General features: G+C 62.7%; 11 protein-coding genes. 5 read left to right on the top strand and 6 right to left on the bottom strand.

Annotated elements, in window-relative coordinates; translation table 11 throughout:
• Window positions 1–115 precede the first annotated feature (115 nt).
• Window positions 116–1129 carry a hypothetical protein gene (locus NYR54_RS09535; protein ID WP_261515403.1) on the bottom strand — a complete coding sequence of 338 codons (1014 nt, stop codon included), beginning with the start codon at window positions 1127–1129 and terminating at the stop codon, window positions 116–118.
• Between the two features lie 492 nt (window positions 1130–1621).
• Here NYR54_RS09535 and NYR54_RS09530 point away from each other — a divergent pair, with 492 nt between their 5' ends.
• Window positions 1622–2830 carry an MFS transporter gene (locus NYR54_RS09530; protein ID WP_261515402.1) on the top strand — a complete coding sequence of 403 codons (1209 nt, stop codon included), beginning with the start codon at window positions 1622–1624 and terminating at the stop codon, window positions 2828–2830.
• A gap of 173 nt (window positions 2831–3003) precedes the next feature.
• Here NYR54_RS09530 and NYR54_RS09525 read toward each other — a convergent pair whose 3' ends face one another.
• The 3 genes from NYR54_RS09525 to NYR54_RS09515 form a co-directional block, all read right to left on the bottom strand.
• Window positions 3004–4713, bottom strand: coding sequence for a DUF6055 domain-containing protein (locus NYR54_RS09525; RefSeq protein WP_261515401.1), 1710 nt, complete (start codon window positions 4711–4713; stop codon window positions 3004–3006).
• A 4-nt stretch (window positions 4714–4717) separates the two neighbouring features.
• A complete protein-coding gene (locus NYR54_RS09520; RefSeq protein ID WP_261515400.1) occupies window positions 4718–5242 on the bottom strand; it encodes a hypothetical protein in 525 nt (174 codons plus the stop codon).
• A gap of 70 nt (window positions 5243–5312) precedes the next feature.
• Window positions 5313–7085: a hybrid sensor histidine kinase/response regulator gene (locus NYR54_RS09515; protein ID WP_261515399.1), complete on the bottom strand. Its 1773-nt coding sequence runs from the start codon at window positions 7083–7085 to the stop codon at window positions 5313–5315.
• Window positions 7086–7350: 265 nt separating this feature from the next.
• Between NYR54_RS09515 and NYR54_RS09510 the strand changes: the two genes are divergently transcribed.
• Window positions 7351–8793 carry an alanine/glycine:cation symporter family protein gene (locus tag NYR54_RS09510; protein ID WP_261515398.1) on the top strand — a complete coding sequence of 481 codons (1443 nt, stop codon included), beginning with the start codon at window positions 7351–7353 and terminating at the stop codon, window positions 8791–8793.
• Window positions 8794–9222: 429 nt separating this feature from the next.
• Here NYR54_RS09510 and NYR54_RS09505 read toward each other — a convergent pair whose 3' ends face one another.
• Together NYR54_RS09505 and NYR54_RS09500 are read right to left on the bottom strand one after the other, a co-directional pair.
• Window positions 9223–9639, bottom strand: a complete 417-nt coding sequence (locus tag NYR54_RS09505; RefSeq protein WP_261515397.1) for an acyl-CoA thioesterase — start codon at window positions 9637–9639, stop codon at window positions 9223–9225.
• Window positions 9640–9735: 96 nt separating this feature from the next.
• Entirely contained in the window at window positions 9736–11124 is a 1389-nt protein-coding gene (locus tag NYR54_RS09500; protein ID WP_261515396.1) for an aminomethyl transferase family protein, read from the bottom strand.
• A gap of 311 nt (window positions 11125–11435) precedes the next feature.
• Here NYR54_RS09500 and NYR54_RS09495 point away from each other — a divergent pair, with 311 nt between their 5' ends.
• From NYR54_RS09495 to NYR54_RS09485, 3 genes are all read left to right on the top strand, one after another.
• Window positions 11436–12053: a TetR/AcrR family transcriptional regulator gene (locus NYR54_RS09495; protein WP_261515395.1), complete on the top strand. Its 618-nt coding sequence runs from the start codon at window positions 11436–11438 to the stop codon at window positions 12051–12053.
• A 100-nt stretch (window positions 12054–12153) separates the two neighbouring features.
• Window positions 12154–14025: an AMP-dependent synthetase/ligase gene (locus NYR54_RS09490; protein WP_261515394.1), complete on the top strand. Its 1872-nt coding sequence runs from the start codon at window positions 12154–12156 to the stop codon at window positions 14023–14025.
• Between the two features lie 54 nt (window positions 14026–14079).
• The gene (locus tag NYR54_RS09485) at window positions 14080–15246 is read left to right on the top strand and encodes an ABC transporter substrate-binding protein (RefSeq protein ID WP_261515393.1); all 1167 of its coding nucleotides are present in this window, start codon (window positions 14080–14082) and stop codon (window positions 15244–15246) included.
• Window positions 15247–15270 lie beyond the last annotated feature (24 nt).

The following is a 15270-nucleotide window of genomic DNA, read 5'->3' as shown; positions in this document are numbered from 1 at the left end:
GCCGGAGCCTTCTGCACGCCAGTGGGAATGCCCGGCCGTTTCGATTGCTCATTTGCCGGCGCGGCTCAGCCACCGTCTCGTCACGCCCTCTCCTGCGCCGACCGGTCCGACGGCTTTATTCCACGTGTATGGGAAACCTGGAGGTCAGAAGCTGGTCGCCATGGGCGGCCTGCGCGAAGAGGTAGTAGGTTCCCGGCTCTGGAAAGGTGACGGCCGCCTCGATTTCGGGGCCGAAGGTGTCCGGGCCGGCATGAGCATCCGCATGCATCGCACCGGCCGACCCGTGGCCGCCGTGATCCATGCGCCCGTCAGCCGGCAGCGTCCCATGCGTGTGCAGGAATGCGGTCAGGTCGTCTTTCACTACGGCCAGGTGCAAGGGAGCCTCGAGATAGTGCCTGAGATCCGTCAGGGGCTCCCCATCCTTGGTGAAGCGATAGGTGAAGGTTGCCTCCTCACCTGCGCGGATCGTGTCCGGCTGCTGCAGCGAGACCGCAAAGGCCTGGCCTTCACCAATGGCCTGCAGCAGGGCGGGTTCCGTATAGCTGTCGTCTTCCGCCAGCTTTGCGGTCATGAGGCCCGGCAGAGCCTTTGCTTCAGGCCCGGCATCGACAGGCGCACCCTCCACTTCGACGACGAACTGCTTGTCCTGCGAACCCTGGGCCTCTGTCATGAAATCGACGCCCACGAGATAGCGGCCGGAACGAGGGAAGGTGAAGAACACCCGCGCCAGTCCCCCCTCCACCGTTTCGCCGAAATCCTGCGGATGGACGTGGCCGAGTACGTTCATATCCTCGCTCACGATGACCACGTGTAGCTTGCGCCCGTGATGGGTGACAAGCTCCTCGACGGGATGGCCGGAGGCATCCTTCAGGGTGAAGACAAGCTCGGTGCGCGTGTCCGCCTGCAATGTCTCCGGCTGGGTCCGGAACTCGACCTGAACCGGCCTCTTTGCCGCCTCCGCGTCGTGGTGGTGAGCGCCATCCGCCGCAGCCGGTGAGGCATGGTGCGAATGGTCGGATTTGGAGGCCTCCGCGAGCCGGACAGCCGTATCTCCCTCTGAAAATGCCGGTCCTGTCCCCATTGAAAGGTATGCGCCGATGGCGGCGGCTGTCGCAATCCTTTTGACCATGAAAGCTCCTACTCCCTTATTCCTGTTGGCCAAACAGAGCGGGCAACGGACGCGGCCCACTTCACACATCCCGTATTCGGCAACGCGACCGGCCCGTGCCCGTCCCCCTCGGAAACTCACACCAGGAATGCGGCGAAAGCGGCAACAATCCCTTCATCCGGCAGCCTCATTCCGTTCCTTATCCGGCCCGGGCCGCGCCTGAACGCATCCATGCATTCCAGCCGGGACGAGCCGTCAGTCACCTGTTTCACTGCATAATGCGGTGTCCGGCCCGCATCTTTGTCTTAGCGCAAACGGCGCTCAATAAGCCGGGATGATCAAACAGCCGCAGGCCTCACCGGCATCCCGGCCGTTGAAGGATGATTCGTCCGGGCTCCGCCGCGATCGATTGCGGCTTGGCGTACCCCGGTGCTATGTCGTATAGGTGGCGCCGAGCCGCAGCCTCCCAGCGGTAACAACGCCGTTTCTTTCTATCATCAGCAAAGGGCTGATATGACCGCCGCCACCCTCTCTGCCGGCCGTGGCAGAACCCATTTGGCCGTATTGATCATCCTAGGCGTGACACATCTTCTCAACGATCTGATGCAGTCGCTGATCCCTGCGGCTTACCCGATCCTGCAGGCAGCCTACGCACTCGATCTGGTGCAAATCGGCATGATCACCATGACGTTCCAGATCGCGGGATCGCTGCTGCAGCCCGTCGTCGGAATGGTAACGGACCGGCACCCGGCACCCTATTCGCCGGTCGTGGGGATGATGTTCACCCTCTCCGGCCTCGTAAGCCTGTCCCTGGCGCACAGCTATGGGGCGATCCTCGTTTCGGTCGCCCTGATCGGCATCGGCTCGTCGATCTTCCACCCGGAGGCCACACGCATGGCCCGCTACGCCGCCGGAGGGCGCTACGGGCTGGCACAGGGAATCTTTCAAGTGGGCGGGCAAGCGGGCGGCGCGCTCGGCCCGGTCTTTGCGGCGCTGATCATCGTCGCGCGCGGGCAGCCGAGCCTCGCGTGGTTTGCGCTGGCCGCTCTGGCGGCAATGCTGCTCCTTGGATGGGTCGGAAGCAAACAGCGCCAGATCAGCGCCGAATTTGCAAAGATGCGATCGGCCGGAAAGAAGGACGGGCAGGCCCATGTCCGCCACGCGCCGCTCACCATCGGCATCGGCCTCGTGGTGCTGACACTGCTGATGTTTACCAAGAACGCCTACAGCGAAAGCTTCCGGACGTTCTACACCTTCTACCTGATGGAGCGGTTCGGGCTTTCCATCCCCTCCGCCCAGATGATGCTCTTCGTCTTCCTGCTGGCCGCCGCGGTGGGCGCTCTGGTCGGCGGCATGATCGGCGACCGGATCGGCCGCTATCGCATCATCTGGATCTCGGTTTTGGGGCCATTGCCGCTGACATTGATCTTGCCTTATGCAGACCTGTTCTGGACGGGCGTGCTGACGATCCTGATCAACCTGATCATGGCGAGCGCCTTCGCCTCGATCCTGATCTACGCAATTGAACTGCTGCCTAACCGGATCGGGTTGATCGGCGGGTTGTTCTATGGGCTGAATTTCGGCCTTGCCGGCGTCGCGGCCGCCATCCTGGGGAGTCTCGCCGACACCTATGGCGTGGAAGCGGTTTACCGGTTCTGTTCGTTCCTGCCGCTTGCGGGTCTGCTCGCCTGGTTTCTGCCCAAGATAGAAGAAGCCCGGTAAGACTTTCCCGGTGCTGATGGGGCCGCGGAAACCGGGCGGCCCTTTCAGGTATCATGAGGCAGAAGCCGATAGCGCGCGGGAAGCCGCCGTACGAAAGCTGTTTGAGCGATACGACCTAGGCCCGGCCGCAAGAACATCCGCTCGGGCATAGCGGGCGGCCTCGTGCTGTGTGGTTATTGCTGACGGCGGTATTCCCATCGCACGGCCGGGGCGCCGGGCAGTGCCTCGATGAGCGACAGGCTGTTTCCGCTGCACTCATATTCGCGGCTGCGCAGGAGCGACAGCGTCCCCGTGACTTCATGATCCTGATCGAGCCGCTCTTCCCTCCCTTTGGGGTCGATGACGGTCAGGTCGACGGAGACGGATTTCTGCTCCTCGCACAATTGGAGCACGTTTCCGTCGGCCGACCATGAGCCCTCCGTTTCAAGCCTGAGATTGGAGAAGCCCTGCCACAGCTTGCCCTCCGGGGTGCGCTCGCTCATCGAGCCGCTTTCGCCTCCTTCCGAAGGGCTCTGGCGGTAGCGCCCATTGGGCTCCAGAACGAAGTGGCGGTGCAGGTCGGGATAATCGATATGCTCGAAGATACCGGTCTGGCGGAGCTGTTCCTCGATCATCGCGCCGTAGCCGCCGGACACCAGCTCCCACGTGCCGATGAGGCACTGGTCGAGACTGCCGGTAGCGGCTGCTGTCGCGGGGCATCCCTGGCAGGCATCCTTGAACGCCTCGATCCTCAGAGAAAAGCCTTCCGGGCCGGTGCCGAAACCGGCCATCTGGAACACCCGCGGCGTGCCACCGTCAGAGACGATCCGCTCCGGTAGTTCCTCCTGCCAGCTGCCACTCCCTTCGCGATAGGCGCGGGTGCCTGCTACGCTTTGCTCACCGACGGACCAGACACCGCACCCGAATTCAAGCTGCGCGCGCGCCAGAATGAAGCGGCGGGCGGAAATCTCATGAGAGTGGCTGCCCTCGCCCCAGACATATATGTCGCCGGGAAAGGGCGAGGATGCGATCGCACGCCCGCCGGGCTGGCGGATGCGGCGGCTTAAATAGGCTTCCGCGAAATCCTGCCATTCCTCGGCAGGCAGAAATGCAGCGAGGGCGTCCTGTTGGGCCGGCTCGCCGGGCTGCTGCACGGCACGCATCAGCCGCCCGATCGCCCCGGAGCCTTGCCTCTCACCCAGCCAGAAAAAGAAGACGACGCTTTCGTATTCCATGGCGGTCAGCGCGGTGTCATGCGAGACCGAGTCGAACTCGCTCACGAAGCCGTCGCTGGTACCGGTGCCGGGGAAGACGAGATTGGCGAACCATTCCGCCGTTCCTTCCACCCACCATGAGCTTGAGGCGCGGTCATAGGTGTCGGGAAACTCACTCGCCTGCACGCAGTGGAAGAACTCGTGCGCTGCGGTGATGGCAAGACCCCGCCTGCCGGTCGAGGCGGGGTAAAGGGCCATCCGGCAGCCGTCATCGGCGCCCACGATCTGACCGTCCACCTCATCCAACTCCTCATCGTCAGCGGCTGGTTCCGGCAGGAGATGGGAGATCCAGATGGTGATGTCGGCGGGCGCGAACGCACCCACCGAGGAAAGCCTTGCGGCCGATTGCTCGATGCCGCGCCGGATCTCTCGCACCAACACGGGAATGTCGGTGGTGGGCAGCTCGCTCGTACGGACAATGCGTACCTGCCGGCCGCCCTTCGGCGTTTCGATCTGGAAGCGGTCAACCTCCGTGCAATCGACCGCAAGCCCCTCCATGCGCTCTTCGACGCTGGCGAGATAGCCGGGCGCTGAACAGTCGCCAAAGGCGGCTGCGGGCCCGGAGACCAGTAAGGGGAGGAAAAGGCCCGCCGCAAGGGCAAGGCCGCGGATCAGGGTCGCAGCGCGCATCGGGTCACTCCCCCGCGCGGACGAAGCGGGTGACCATCGGCTCCGGCATGCCCTGGATCGTCAGCGAGGTCTCCAGCCGGTCGCCATCGCAGCTATAGTCGAAACTCTGCGCGCCTCCGCCGGAGGGCACGGAAAGCGCAACGTTGCGGCCATTGATCTGCATGGCCAGGCTGAAAGACGTGCTTTCGGTGCATTGGTAGAGCTTTCCGTCTTTCACCGCCCAACGACCTGAGGATGTGCTTTCCTGCTCACCAACGGCCTCGCCATCCGTTCCGGTTGCCAGCGCGCCGGTAAAGGTTCCGTCCGCACGGTAGTGAATCCGCCCGCCTGCTGGCCCGTCCATGCCCGGCATCTTCACGCCGGCCGGCGTGTATTTGCGCATCCATTCGGCGGGACCGCCGCTTTCCATTTGCCAGATCCCGACGACACAGGCGTCGATGCCTGTGATGTCCGCGCAGCCTTCCTCGGTCCACGCGGTGCCAGCCTGCAGGGCCAGAGCGGTGGCGAGCGCACCTGCCTGCCGGATCATCTTCATTGCTCTTGGCGGAAAGTACATAGCATTCCCCCTTCTGCCAGATGATGATTACGCGGAGAGCGGACTATTGGTTTTCCTGCGGAAGCGCGGAAGTCTCCTCGCTGCGCTCTGCCCTCGGAAAACGCATGTGCACGGCCGTTCCTCTCCCCTCCTCGCTCTCGATCTCCATGCTGCCGCCCATATCCTTCACAAAGGTATGAACCTGCGACAACCCAAGCCCTGTCCCCCGCTTGCCTTTCGTCGTGAAGAATGGCTCCAGCGCGCGTCGCCGCACCTCCGGGCTCATGCCCATGCCGTTGTCGCGAACCGTCACTCGGACGAAGCTTGCGTCTGGGGAGCCGCCCGGATCGTTCGAGGATGAGATCACGATCAAGCCTGTTGTGCCGCGATCCCTGGGCATCGCGTCTGAAGCGTTCATGACAAGGTTCAGAATGGCCGCGCCGAGGCGTGAAGGATCCACCCGGCAATGATGCAGGTCGGGTGCCAGATCGATCTCGACCCTAGCCTTGGGCGTCGCCACGCTGTTCAAGAGCGTCACCATGGAGCTCAAGGCGGTGTTGATGTCCACCTCCACCATCTTCACGTCCTGCCGCGTGATATTGAGGAGCTGCGCGATCAGATTCCGGCCCTGTTCGAGAGAGATCAGCCCCTGTTCGACGATCTTGGCGGCGTGCTCATCGTCCTGCAGACGCTTGCCTAAAAGCCGCAGTGCGCCGCCCATGGCGGTCAGGAGATTGTTGAAATCATGCGCCACGCCGCTTGTCGTGCGCCCGATCGCTTCGAGCTTCGCCGTCTGCGCCAAGGCGGCCTGCGCTTCTGCATCGCGGCGAGCGTAGTGCACGGCCAGGCACCACAAGAAAGCGGAAATCCCAATGGCGCTCGCCGTTGCCAGGCCCGCGACAAGCGCACTCTGCCGCCACGGCGCAAGCACGCCATCGCGGGATAAGCCCACCAGAACCACAAGTGGGTGCTCCGGCAGAACGCGATAGGCGAACAGTCTGCGTACACCGTCGATCGCGCTTTCCGCTTCAAAGACCCCGACGGGACCGGCTTCCAGCATCCTTTCAAGGATGCTCCTGCCCTCGCCCTGGACAAGCCGCTCGCCGATCCGGTCTTCCGATGCGGGCTGGCGCGCGACGAGGATGGTCTCTTTTGTCGCCAGCGTGATGACATCATTCGTTCCGAGGCCCAGCTCGGCATAGAAGTTTTCGAAGTAGGAAATGTCGACGGCCGCCGCGACCACGCCGGCGAATTTGCCGTCCGGCCCCTCCAGCCGGCGGGAAAGAGCGACGAACCACTCGCCGGTCGAGCGGCTGACAAGCGGATCATCGATGAACAGCCCCTGTGCCAATCCGTCCCTGTGAACCATGAAGTAGCGCCGGTCGGCCAGATTCCGCCGCGGCGTACCCCGGTCGCTGTCCTGGGTGATAAACCCGTCGGCACCGATCACAAACAGCGCGCGGACTGCAGGCAGATTTTCCACGCGGCGGCGAAGGGAATCCTCGAAGTCGGGATCATGAACGCCGATCGCGGGTCTCCCCCGCAACCCCTCGGCGATGCCGAGCAGCGCCTGATCCGCCCCGTGAAAGAGGTTCGCCATCTGCTCTTCCAGCACGCGGGCGAGCGCCGATGCCTGGTTGAAGGCTCCAGCCAACCGGCGCTGGCGATCCGTCCATTCGGTGAACGTGACCAGCGTGGCGATTACAATACAGATCGCGGCTAGGGAAAGAAGAAGCACCCGGCGAGGAGGAACAGAGACCGGGATTTGTGCCCGGCCGGCCGAGACGGTCCCGTTGACCCTGCGAAGAGCTATGCGCGGCTTTTCTGCCCAGCTCATAGCCTCTCCTCCGCGCCTGCCACCCAGAGCTCTCCTTTTCTCATTATGCACGAAGCATGGGCCCTGTAAAACAGGCCATCGCAGCGGGCGAGGCTGGGACAGCCGCGGAAAAGCGGCGGCTCCTCCATATCCGACCTTCTAAAGCAGGGTCAGCCTCGGTTGTATTTTCGGCCTCAAGCGAATAATCGCTCGTTACAGGGCTGGCGAGGGGGTGTTTATCGCCCTGGGTTATCAGGGCAATTGCGCCAGAGAGGGTGTCACGCCTATGAGCCTCGTCACTGATTTTTTCGGTCTCATTGAAGATCTCACCTGGGGATGGGCGCTGATCCCCATTCTCGTGGTATTCGGCCTGTTCATCACCGTGATGAGCGGTTTCGTCCAGATCGAATATTTCACCCGGATGTTCCGGGTTCTCTCCTCCAGGAATCAGTCCGGAGATCCCAATGCGATCAGTGCGCGCGAGGCGCTGCTGGTCTCCGTCGGCGGGCGCGTCGGCGGCGGCAATATCGCGGGCGTGGCCGTCGCGATAACGCTTGGCGGGCCCGGCGCCGTATTCTGGATGTGGGCGATCGCCCTTGTGGGCATGGCCACCAGCCTGGTGGAGTCCTCGCTCGCGCAACTCTACAAGCGCTCGAATGGCGATGGCACCTATCACGGTGGGCCCGCGCTCTACATCATCCACGGGCTCGGCGCGAAATACAGATGGCTGGCCATCGTTTACGCCATCTGCCTGATGCTGGCCTTCGCCCTCGGCTTCAATGCCTTCCAGGGCAACACATTTGCCGGCGCTGCCAATGACAGCCTCGGTATCGACCGTTTGTGGAGCGGCATTGCGCTTGCGATCATCACCGGCTTCATCGTTTACGGCGGCATCCGCCGCATCGCCAAAGCGGCTGACGTGATCGTCCCGGTCATGGCCTTCATCTATATTGGCCTGGCGCTGCTCGTCATCCTCATGAACATCACTGCACTGCCCGGCGTGATCTGGTCCATCATCGCCAACGCTTTCGGGCTGGAAGAAGCGGTGAGCGGCGGCGTGGGTGCCGCCCTCGCGCAGGGGCTCAGGCGTGGCCTGTTTTCCAACGAAGCAGGGCTTGGCTCCGCGCCGAACGTTGCTGCCACGGCAGACGTGCGCCATCCGATCAGCCAGGGCATCACGCAGTCCTTCTCGGTGTTTATAGACACGATCGTCATCTGCTCCTGCACGGCGTTCATCATCCTTCTCAGCCCCGTTTACCAGCCGGGTGCGGAAGGAATTGACGGCGTGGTGCTGACCCAGCAGTCGCTGGTGAGCCAGGTCGGAACCTGGTCGCAGTATTTCCTGACCTTCGCGATCCTGCTCTTCGCCTTCAGTTCTATCATCTACAACTACTATCTCGGTGAGACGGCGCTAAAGGTCATGACCTCGCACGGGGCGGCGCTGCATGTGCTGCGGTTCGCGATCGTGGCCGTCGTCTTCCTCGGCGCGACGGCGCCCGGGGCAACGGCCGTCTTCTTTTTCTCTGATCCGCTGATGGGCCTGCTGGCATTGGTCAACCTGGTAGCGATCATGATGCTGTTTCCGACCTGCCTTCGCATTCTCGACGATTTCCGCTCGCAGCTGAAATCAGGCATCGCAAGGCCCGTGTTTCAGCCTGCGGCATTCCCCGACCTCGATCTTGATCACTCCGCCTGGCCGCACGCGAAAACTGCTCCTCAGGCCGGCTGAGAGGCACTTCCCGTTGGCCTGATGCGGGCTTCCGGGATGTTATCGCGGAGGGGTCGCGCCGGCTGAAATTGCGAGACCAGCATCGCTGAAGGCGACCGCCTGGCCTTTAGCCAGGCATGCACCTATCCGGACGGCGCCCGCGTCTACTGCCTCGCAGTCCTCGACCTGAAGGACGGCAAGATCACCAACCAGACCGTCGTGCAAGCTGGGATGAATAGGGGTTAAAGGTTCCCCTGCCCCTGTTCAGCTCCTCGGCGGTTTGCGTACCCGGTCCGTTTGCTGGTCCTTTCAGGCAGATACCGGAATGGGCTGCAGAGCGCCCATTCCGGCTCGGAGTATGCCTCTTCCGCCTCCGGACAGGGGGCTTATTGGGGTAACTAGCTGCACGCTCGCTCACCCGCATTGGCCTTATCCCGCGGTGGGTTCGGTTCATTCGCCCCGAAAGCGCGCCACGACCTCGGGCGGAAGCGGGGTGGATCTGAGTCGCCCCGTTTCGGGATCCCTGCCGGCCCAAACCCGCGTTTCAAAGCCTTCCACGCAGAGTTTCCCGCCCTTCGAAAGCTCATGCCTGATGTCGAAGCTTGAGTTGCGGACGTCTGCAACCGTGCTGGTGATCGAAACCTCGTCGCCGAAGCTGCAAGGGGCGAGGAAATTCGCCCGCGTTTCCACCAAGGGACAGCCGACGATCCCGAACTTCTGCACCATGATCTGCTTTGGCCAGCCGGCAGCCTCGTAGAGCATCGTGGTGCAGTGATCGAAGAAGGATAAGTAATTCGGATTGAAGACGATTCCCGCCGGGTCGCAATCGCCCCATTCGATCCGCCTTACGACCGTGTTGGAAAGCATATACCTGCTCGCTGCTGTCTAGTACGACTTGGTTTCCGACTGCTTCTGGCGTTCCCGCACGGGTCGTTCGAACTGAAGCACCGATGATGCTTCGCCCTAGATCTCCTCCCGGGAGCCGCGCCTCACGCCGATTTCGCTGCGGTAGGACTGTGCCGCCTGGCTGATCGGACAGGGTGCCACGATGGCGCGAATTTTCACCTGCTCGTGCGGTTCGATATTGCCTGCGCTGCGTGATCCGCCGCCGTCCTCACCCCAATGCAGTATGACCTCTGTGCCGTACTCGGCGAAGTCCTGGTCGATGCTGCATAGCGACATGACCGCGCGTTCATTGACCGTGTAGGTCGGATAGGTAGCAAGCCCGATCGTCCTGCCGGTCTTGTCCGTCACCCGATCGTAGTGCATCCGCGCGCAGGCGGCCAGCGGCATGGTGATCGGCAGCGGATTGCCGCTTCCTGCCTCGAACTGGCTCTCCATGACCTTCAGCACGTCCTCCGCGTTCCAGACAAGCGTCACCTTCTTCCGGTGCGGCTTTTCTTTCATGCGCTCCAGCGCCGCGCGGCCGATATAGTCGTGATCGAATTTCACGAGATGGCCGTAATTGAGGTCGTAGGGGGTGAGGTAATAGTCCTCGATGTTGGGCGAATAGAAACTGCCGCCGAGCGACATGCGCATCGCCGCGTTCCGCGCGGTAAGCCAGTCGCGGTAGGCCTTCAGTTCAGGACTCGTATAAACGGCGGACACAGGCACAGCCCACCAGCCCGATTCGATCACGGTGGTGAAATAAGCGATGGAGCCGATCTGCCGCAGACCGAACTCCTGGCCGGCCGACACGAGAGCGTTCTTGACGGTCTTGCGATCCTCCCATGGGCCGGAAAGCTCAAGCCCGGGCACGCCGCCCATTGTGTGACGCATGCCCCGCACCCTGCAGCCGGCAATGTTGATGATGTCGGATCTGAAGAATTTGATCTCCGGCAGCGGCCCGCCGTGGAGTTTCTCCAGAAGCTGCCAGGCATTCGGTCCTTCCACCTGATATCGGTAGAAATTGCGCCTCTTTGCTTTGTTGAGCGCCCACATCGGATCGAGCTCCGCTGCGACGTCATAGCCGAGCGTCTCGGCGTTGAAGCGCACCCAGTCCGTGGTAGCGGGATTTCCGACGACGATGAAATGCTCCTCCTCCAGGCGGTAGAGGATGGCATCGCCGATCACGTAGCCTTCCGGCGAGCAGGCAAGGAGCTGCTTCGCAGCACCGACTTCGAAGTTCCTGAAGGAATTGACAGCGAGATATTGGCAGAGGTCTAGCGCCCCGGGGCCCCGGAGATGCAGGCTGTCCATATGGAAGCTCTGGTCATGCAGCGCGATGGTTTCCCGCCAGGCCCGCTGCTCGTCCCGCCACGTCGTGAATTCGGGCCGCACCGCATCGCCCGGCATCATCTGGGTAAAGATCGTCAGTGCGTTCTTGGGCGGGTTCCTGAAAAGATGGTCCACGATGCTGGGGACCTGCCCAATCAGGTCACTCAGAGATTGAGGCTCTTGGGGGGTGCTGGCCATCGGACTGCCTTTCGGGTCACACGCTAAATCCGGTCACATATTCTATAGGTCTATAGAAGAGTTGACAATGGGCATGATGCTGCGGGACCACGCGCCGGAGTACGAAGAAGGGTTCGACCTATCCTCGGCCCCCATCGCGGGCCCTGCAAATCCAGGTGCGTGCTTTCCATCGCCGCCCTCGCTGCGTACAACAACGCTGATGCCAGACGGCCGCTGAGCGGGATTCGGCATGAGGCGATGGATGTACGATGACACGACAGGTCCAATCGGACGATAGAGCCGCCGCACGACCACTTCGGAAGCGGCGGGAGGAAATTGTCGATGCGGCGGCGCGCGTCTTTGCCGAGCGCGGCTATCATGGCGCATCGACCCAGGACATTGCCGATCTGCTCGGCATGCGCCAGGCGAGCCTCTATTACTATTTCGAATCCAAGGAGGCGGCGCTGGAGGAGGTTTGCGCCCGGGGCACGGCGGGCTTCGTGGAAACCGCCGAGGCGATCCTCAAGAACGGCAGCTCAGCGGAAGAAAGGCTGCGCGCCCTGCTTGCCGCCCACATAAAGCCGCTTGGCGATCGCGCCGACTACATGCTGACCTTCCTGAACGAGCGCAAATGGCTGCCGCGTGAGAGCCGCCGCCGTGTCGGCCGCCTATCGCGGCGGCTTGAAGCCATCTTCGAACGGGTGATCCGCGAGGGCATGCGGAACGGTGAATTCCGCGCCGATCTCAATCCGCGACTCACGACGCTCGCCCTTCTCGGGATGATGAACTCGGTGGCGATCTGGCATCATCGGGAGAACGTCACGCTGGATCGGATCGCCGATACCCTCGCCGACCTCGTCCTCAGGGGCGCCGCAAGCGACGCATAGGCCTTCGCACCAGAATTTTTATAGAGCTATAGAATTTTCAATTTCCATCCGCTATAGTGCGGCCTCGGGTTCGTTGAAGCAGCACCCGCGGATGCAGGCTATGACGCACGCGCATTTGGCCGAGTACGAGAGGCTGCGCCGCACCACGGCGCCGGCACTGCTTTGCGAGCGGGCCAGAGCGGAGCCGGACGGGATCGCTTTCCGCTCAAAACATCGCGGCCTTTATCGAGAAAGAAGCTGGAAGGCTTATGCCGAAGCCGTAGCACGTTGTGCCGCTGCCTTCCAGAAATTGGGGCTCGCGCCGGGAGACAGGGTCGCCATCATGGGCGATCCTTGCGAGGAGTGGGTGATCGCCGATCTCGCTGCCCAGGCGATCGGCTGTGTGACCTACGGTATCTATCCGACAGCTTCGGCGGAGGAGCTCGAATACCAGATGCGCGACGGCGGCGCAGTGCTTTTCGTCGCCGAAGATCAGGAATATGTCGACAAGATCCTCAGTGTAGCCGAGCGGCTGATGGCGCTCCGCTACATTGTGGTCATCGACGACACGGCGCTGTTTGCCTATGACGACCCGCGCCTCCTGACCTATGCGCGGATTGTCGAAACGGAAACGGCAGACCTCGGCTGGCTTGAGAAGCAGGTCGCGAAGCTCGATCCCGCCGCACCCGCCTTCATCGTCTACACTTCGGGCACGACAGGCGCGCCCAAAGGGGCAGTCATCGCCCATGGCAAGCATCTTGCCGCGACCTACAACATCATCACCCATTATCCGATGCTGACCAAGGAGCAGCGCACGGTCGTCTTCCTGCCGCTGTGCCATGTGCTCGGCCGGGACATTGCGATAACGATGCCGCTCTTCTCCCGGCTCGTTCCCCATTATGGCGAGGATATCGAGGATCTCTCGACAACCTTCTTCGAGGTGGCGCCGACGGTGCTGTTCACCGTGCCGCGTTATCTGCAGAAATTCGCCTCGCAGATCCTGATCGGCATCTCCAACTCCACGGGCGTGAAGCGGGGAGCCTACGAATTCGCCATGAAGGTGGCTCGCCGCGCGGCACAGGCGCGCTGGGAGGGCAAGCGCTCGGCAATCGACAATGCGGCCTTCGCGGCTGCCTGGGCTGCGGTCTTCCGCCCCATTCTCAACAAGCTCGGTTTCGACAAGCTGGAGCTTGTCATTTCCGGCGGGGCGCCGCTGCCGAGCGAGACCGCCGCGCTGTGGCAGATCTACGGCATCAACGTGCTCGAAATGTACGGACAGACGGAGACGGCAGGCGGCATCGTAGCCGGACAGCAGGGACCCTATGCGAGGCCGGGTACGGTGGGCACCGTTCCTGTGGGATGGGAGGTGCGGCTTGCCGAGGACGGCGAAATTCACGTGCGCAGCCCCGATCTTTTCGAGGGCTACTGGAACAATGAGGAGGCGACCAGAGCCGCCTTCACCGAGGATGGATGGCTGCGCACCGGTGACATCGGCACGTGGGAAGACGGCAATCTGCGCCTGATTGACCGGGCGCGCGACTTCATCGTCACCTCGGGAGGCAAAACCATATCGCCGGCCTACATCGAGAACGTGATGCGGGCGAGCCCATATCTGAGTGAGGTCGTGGTTTTTGGCCACGGCCGCAAATATCTGACCGCGCTGGTCGAGATCGATTTCGACATGGTGGCCGACTGGGCGCGCGCCAACGACATCCCCTACTCCGGCTTCACCAACCTTGCGGAAAATCCGCGCACGCGCGAGCTCATCCGGGCGGAGATCGCTCGCGGCAACGAGAAGCTTGCGCGGGTGGAGCAGATCAAGGACTTCCGGATCCTGCCGAAAATGCTGGACCCGGAGGAGGACGGCGAGCCCGTCACGCCGACGCGCAAGGTGAAGCGCGCCCTCATGTACGAGAGATTCAAGGCGCTCGTGGACGAGATGTACGACGACCGGGAGGAACGGCTGGTTGCCGCCGCCGTGGGCGCCGGCTGATTTGCTTGATGTGAATGCGCGGATGTGGAACCGCGGCGACAGGGAGGAACAGCAATGAAGACGATGAACTGGAGCATCCTCGTGGGACTGGCAACGGTACTTGCCGCTCCCCCTGCCCTTGCGCAGGACGCTTTGAAGATCGGCCTTACAGGTGCGCTGACCGGGCCGGTGGCCGGCACCTACGCGCCTGCGGTCGAGGGATTGCGGCTCTATATTGACCGGCTCAACAAAGCGGGCGGCGTCAACGGCAGACAGATCGAGCTTCTGCTCCAGGACGACGCGTCGGAGCCTTCGCGGGCGGCCGCCAATGCCAAGCGTTTCCTGACGCAGGACGGCGTGGTCATGCTCCTGAATGCGAGCCTCTCCTCCACCTATGCGCCGACCATTGCCGAGGCGAAGAGGGCGGGCGTGCCGCTTCTTTTCACGGCTGCGGCGTGTCCGCCGGAGGTTTTCCCGCCGGCCGATCCGAATCTCTTCTGCACCACAGCTTTCGGCACCGAATATGATAGCCGTGCGGCTCTGAACTTTATCAAGGAGACGGCCGGCACGGAGGTGAAGATCGGCTTCCAGGCTATGGCGATCCCGGTCTCGCGCGGTGAGATCGATTATGCCGAGAACCTGGCCAAAGGGATGGGCATGACGTCGGTGGCCAAGGAGATCACGCCGCCGCCTGCCCCGGACTATTCGCCCTTCGCCAGCAACATCAGCAGCGCAGGCGCCGAATGGGTCTGGTCCTGGGCACCCTGGGGCTCGCAGATTAAGACATTCGAGGCGCTGCGCCGTCTCGGTTGGGAGGGCAACTACTTGGCCTGGGCGCATCTGGAGGCCGAGAGCGAGCTGGAGCGGGTGAAGGATCCTGGCTTCTACGTGCTGGGCGCAAACGCGCTCTTTGCCGAGGATCTTCCGGTGATGCAGGAGATCACCGATGCCGCTCAGGCCGCAGGCGCCGAGTATCCGGCGAATCAGATGACCGAAGGCTGGATCGCGGGCATGGTGATCGAGGCGGCGCTTGCCTCGGCTGAGGATCCCGGCTCCGCCGACTCGGTTCGCGAAGCTATGTCGGGCTTGAGCGTCGATACCAAGGGTCTGCGCGGGGGCTCGCTCGAATGGACCGAGGAGAACCACTTCCGCACGCAGCAGCACTACAAGGTCTATCGTTGGAATCCGGAGAGTGAAGGCATCGAGACGGTGTCCGGCTGGACGACCTTCGACGTCGAATAGTTCCGGTTCCACTAAGGCTGAAAC

The organism is Chelativorans petroleitrophicus, assembly GCF_025398195.1.
In the GTDB taxonomy this organism is placed as follows: Bacteria; Pseudomonadota; Alphaproteobacteria; order Rhizobiales; family Rhizobiaceae; genus Chelativorans; species Chelativorans petroleitrophicus.
This window is presented reverse-complemented; position numbering and strand designations above follow the sequence as displayed.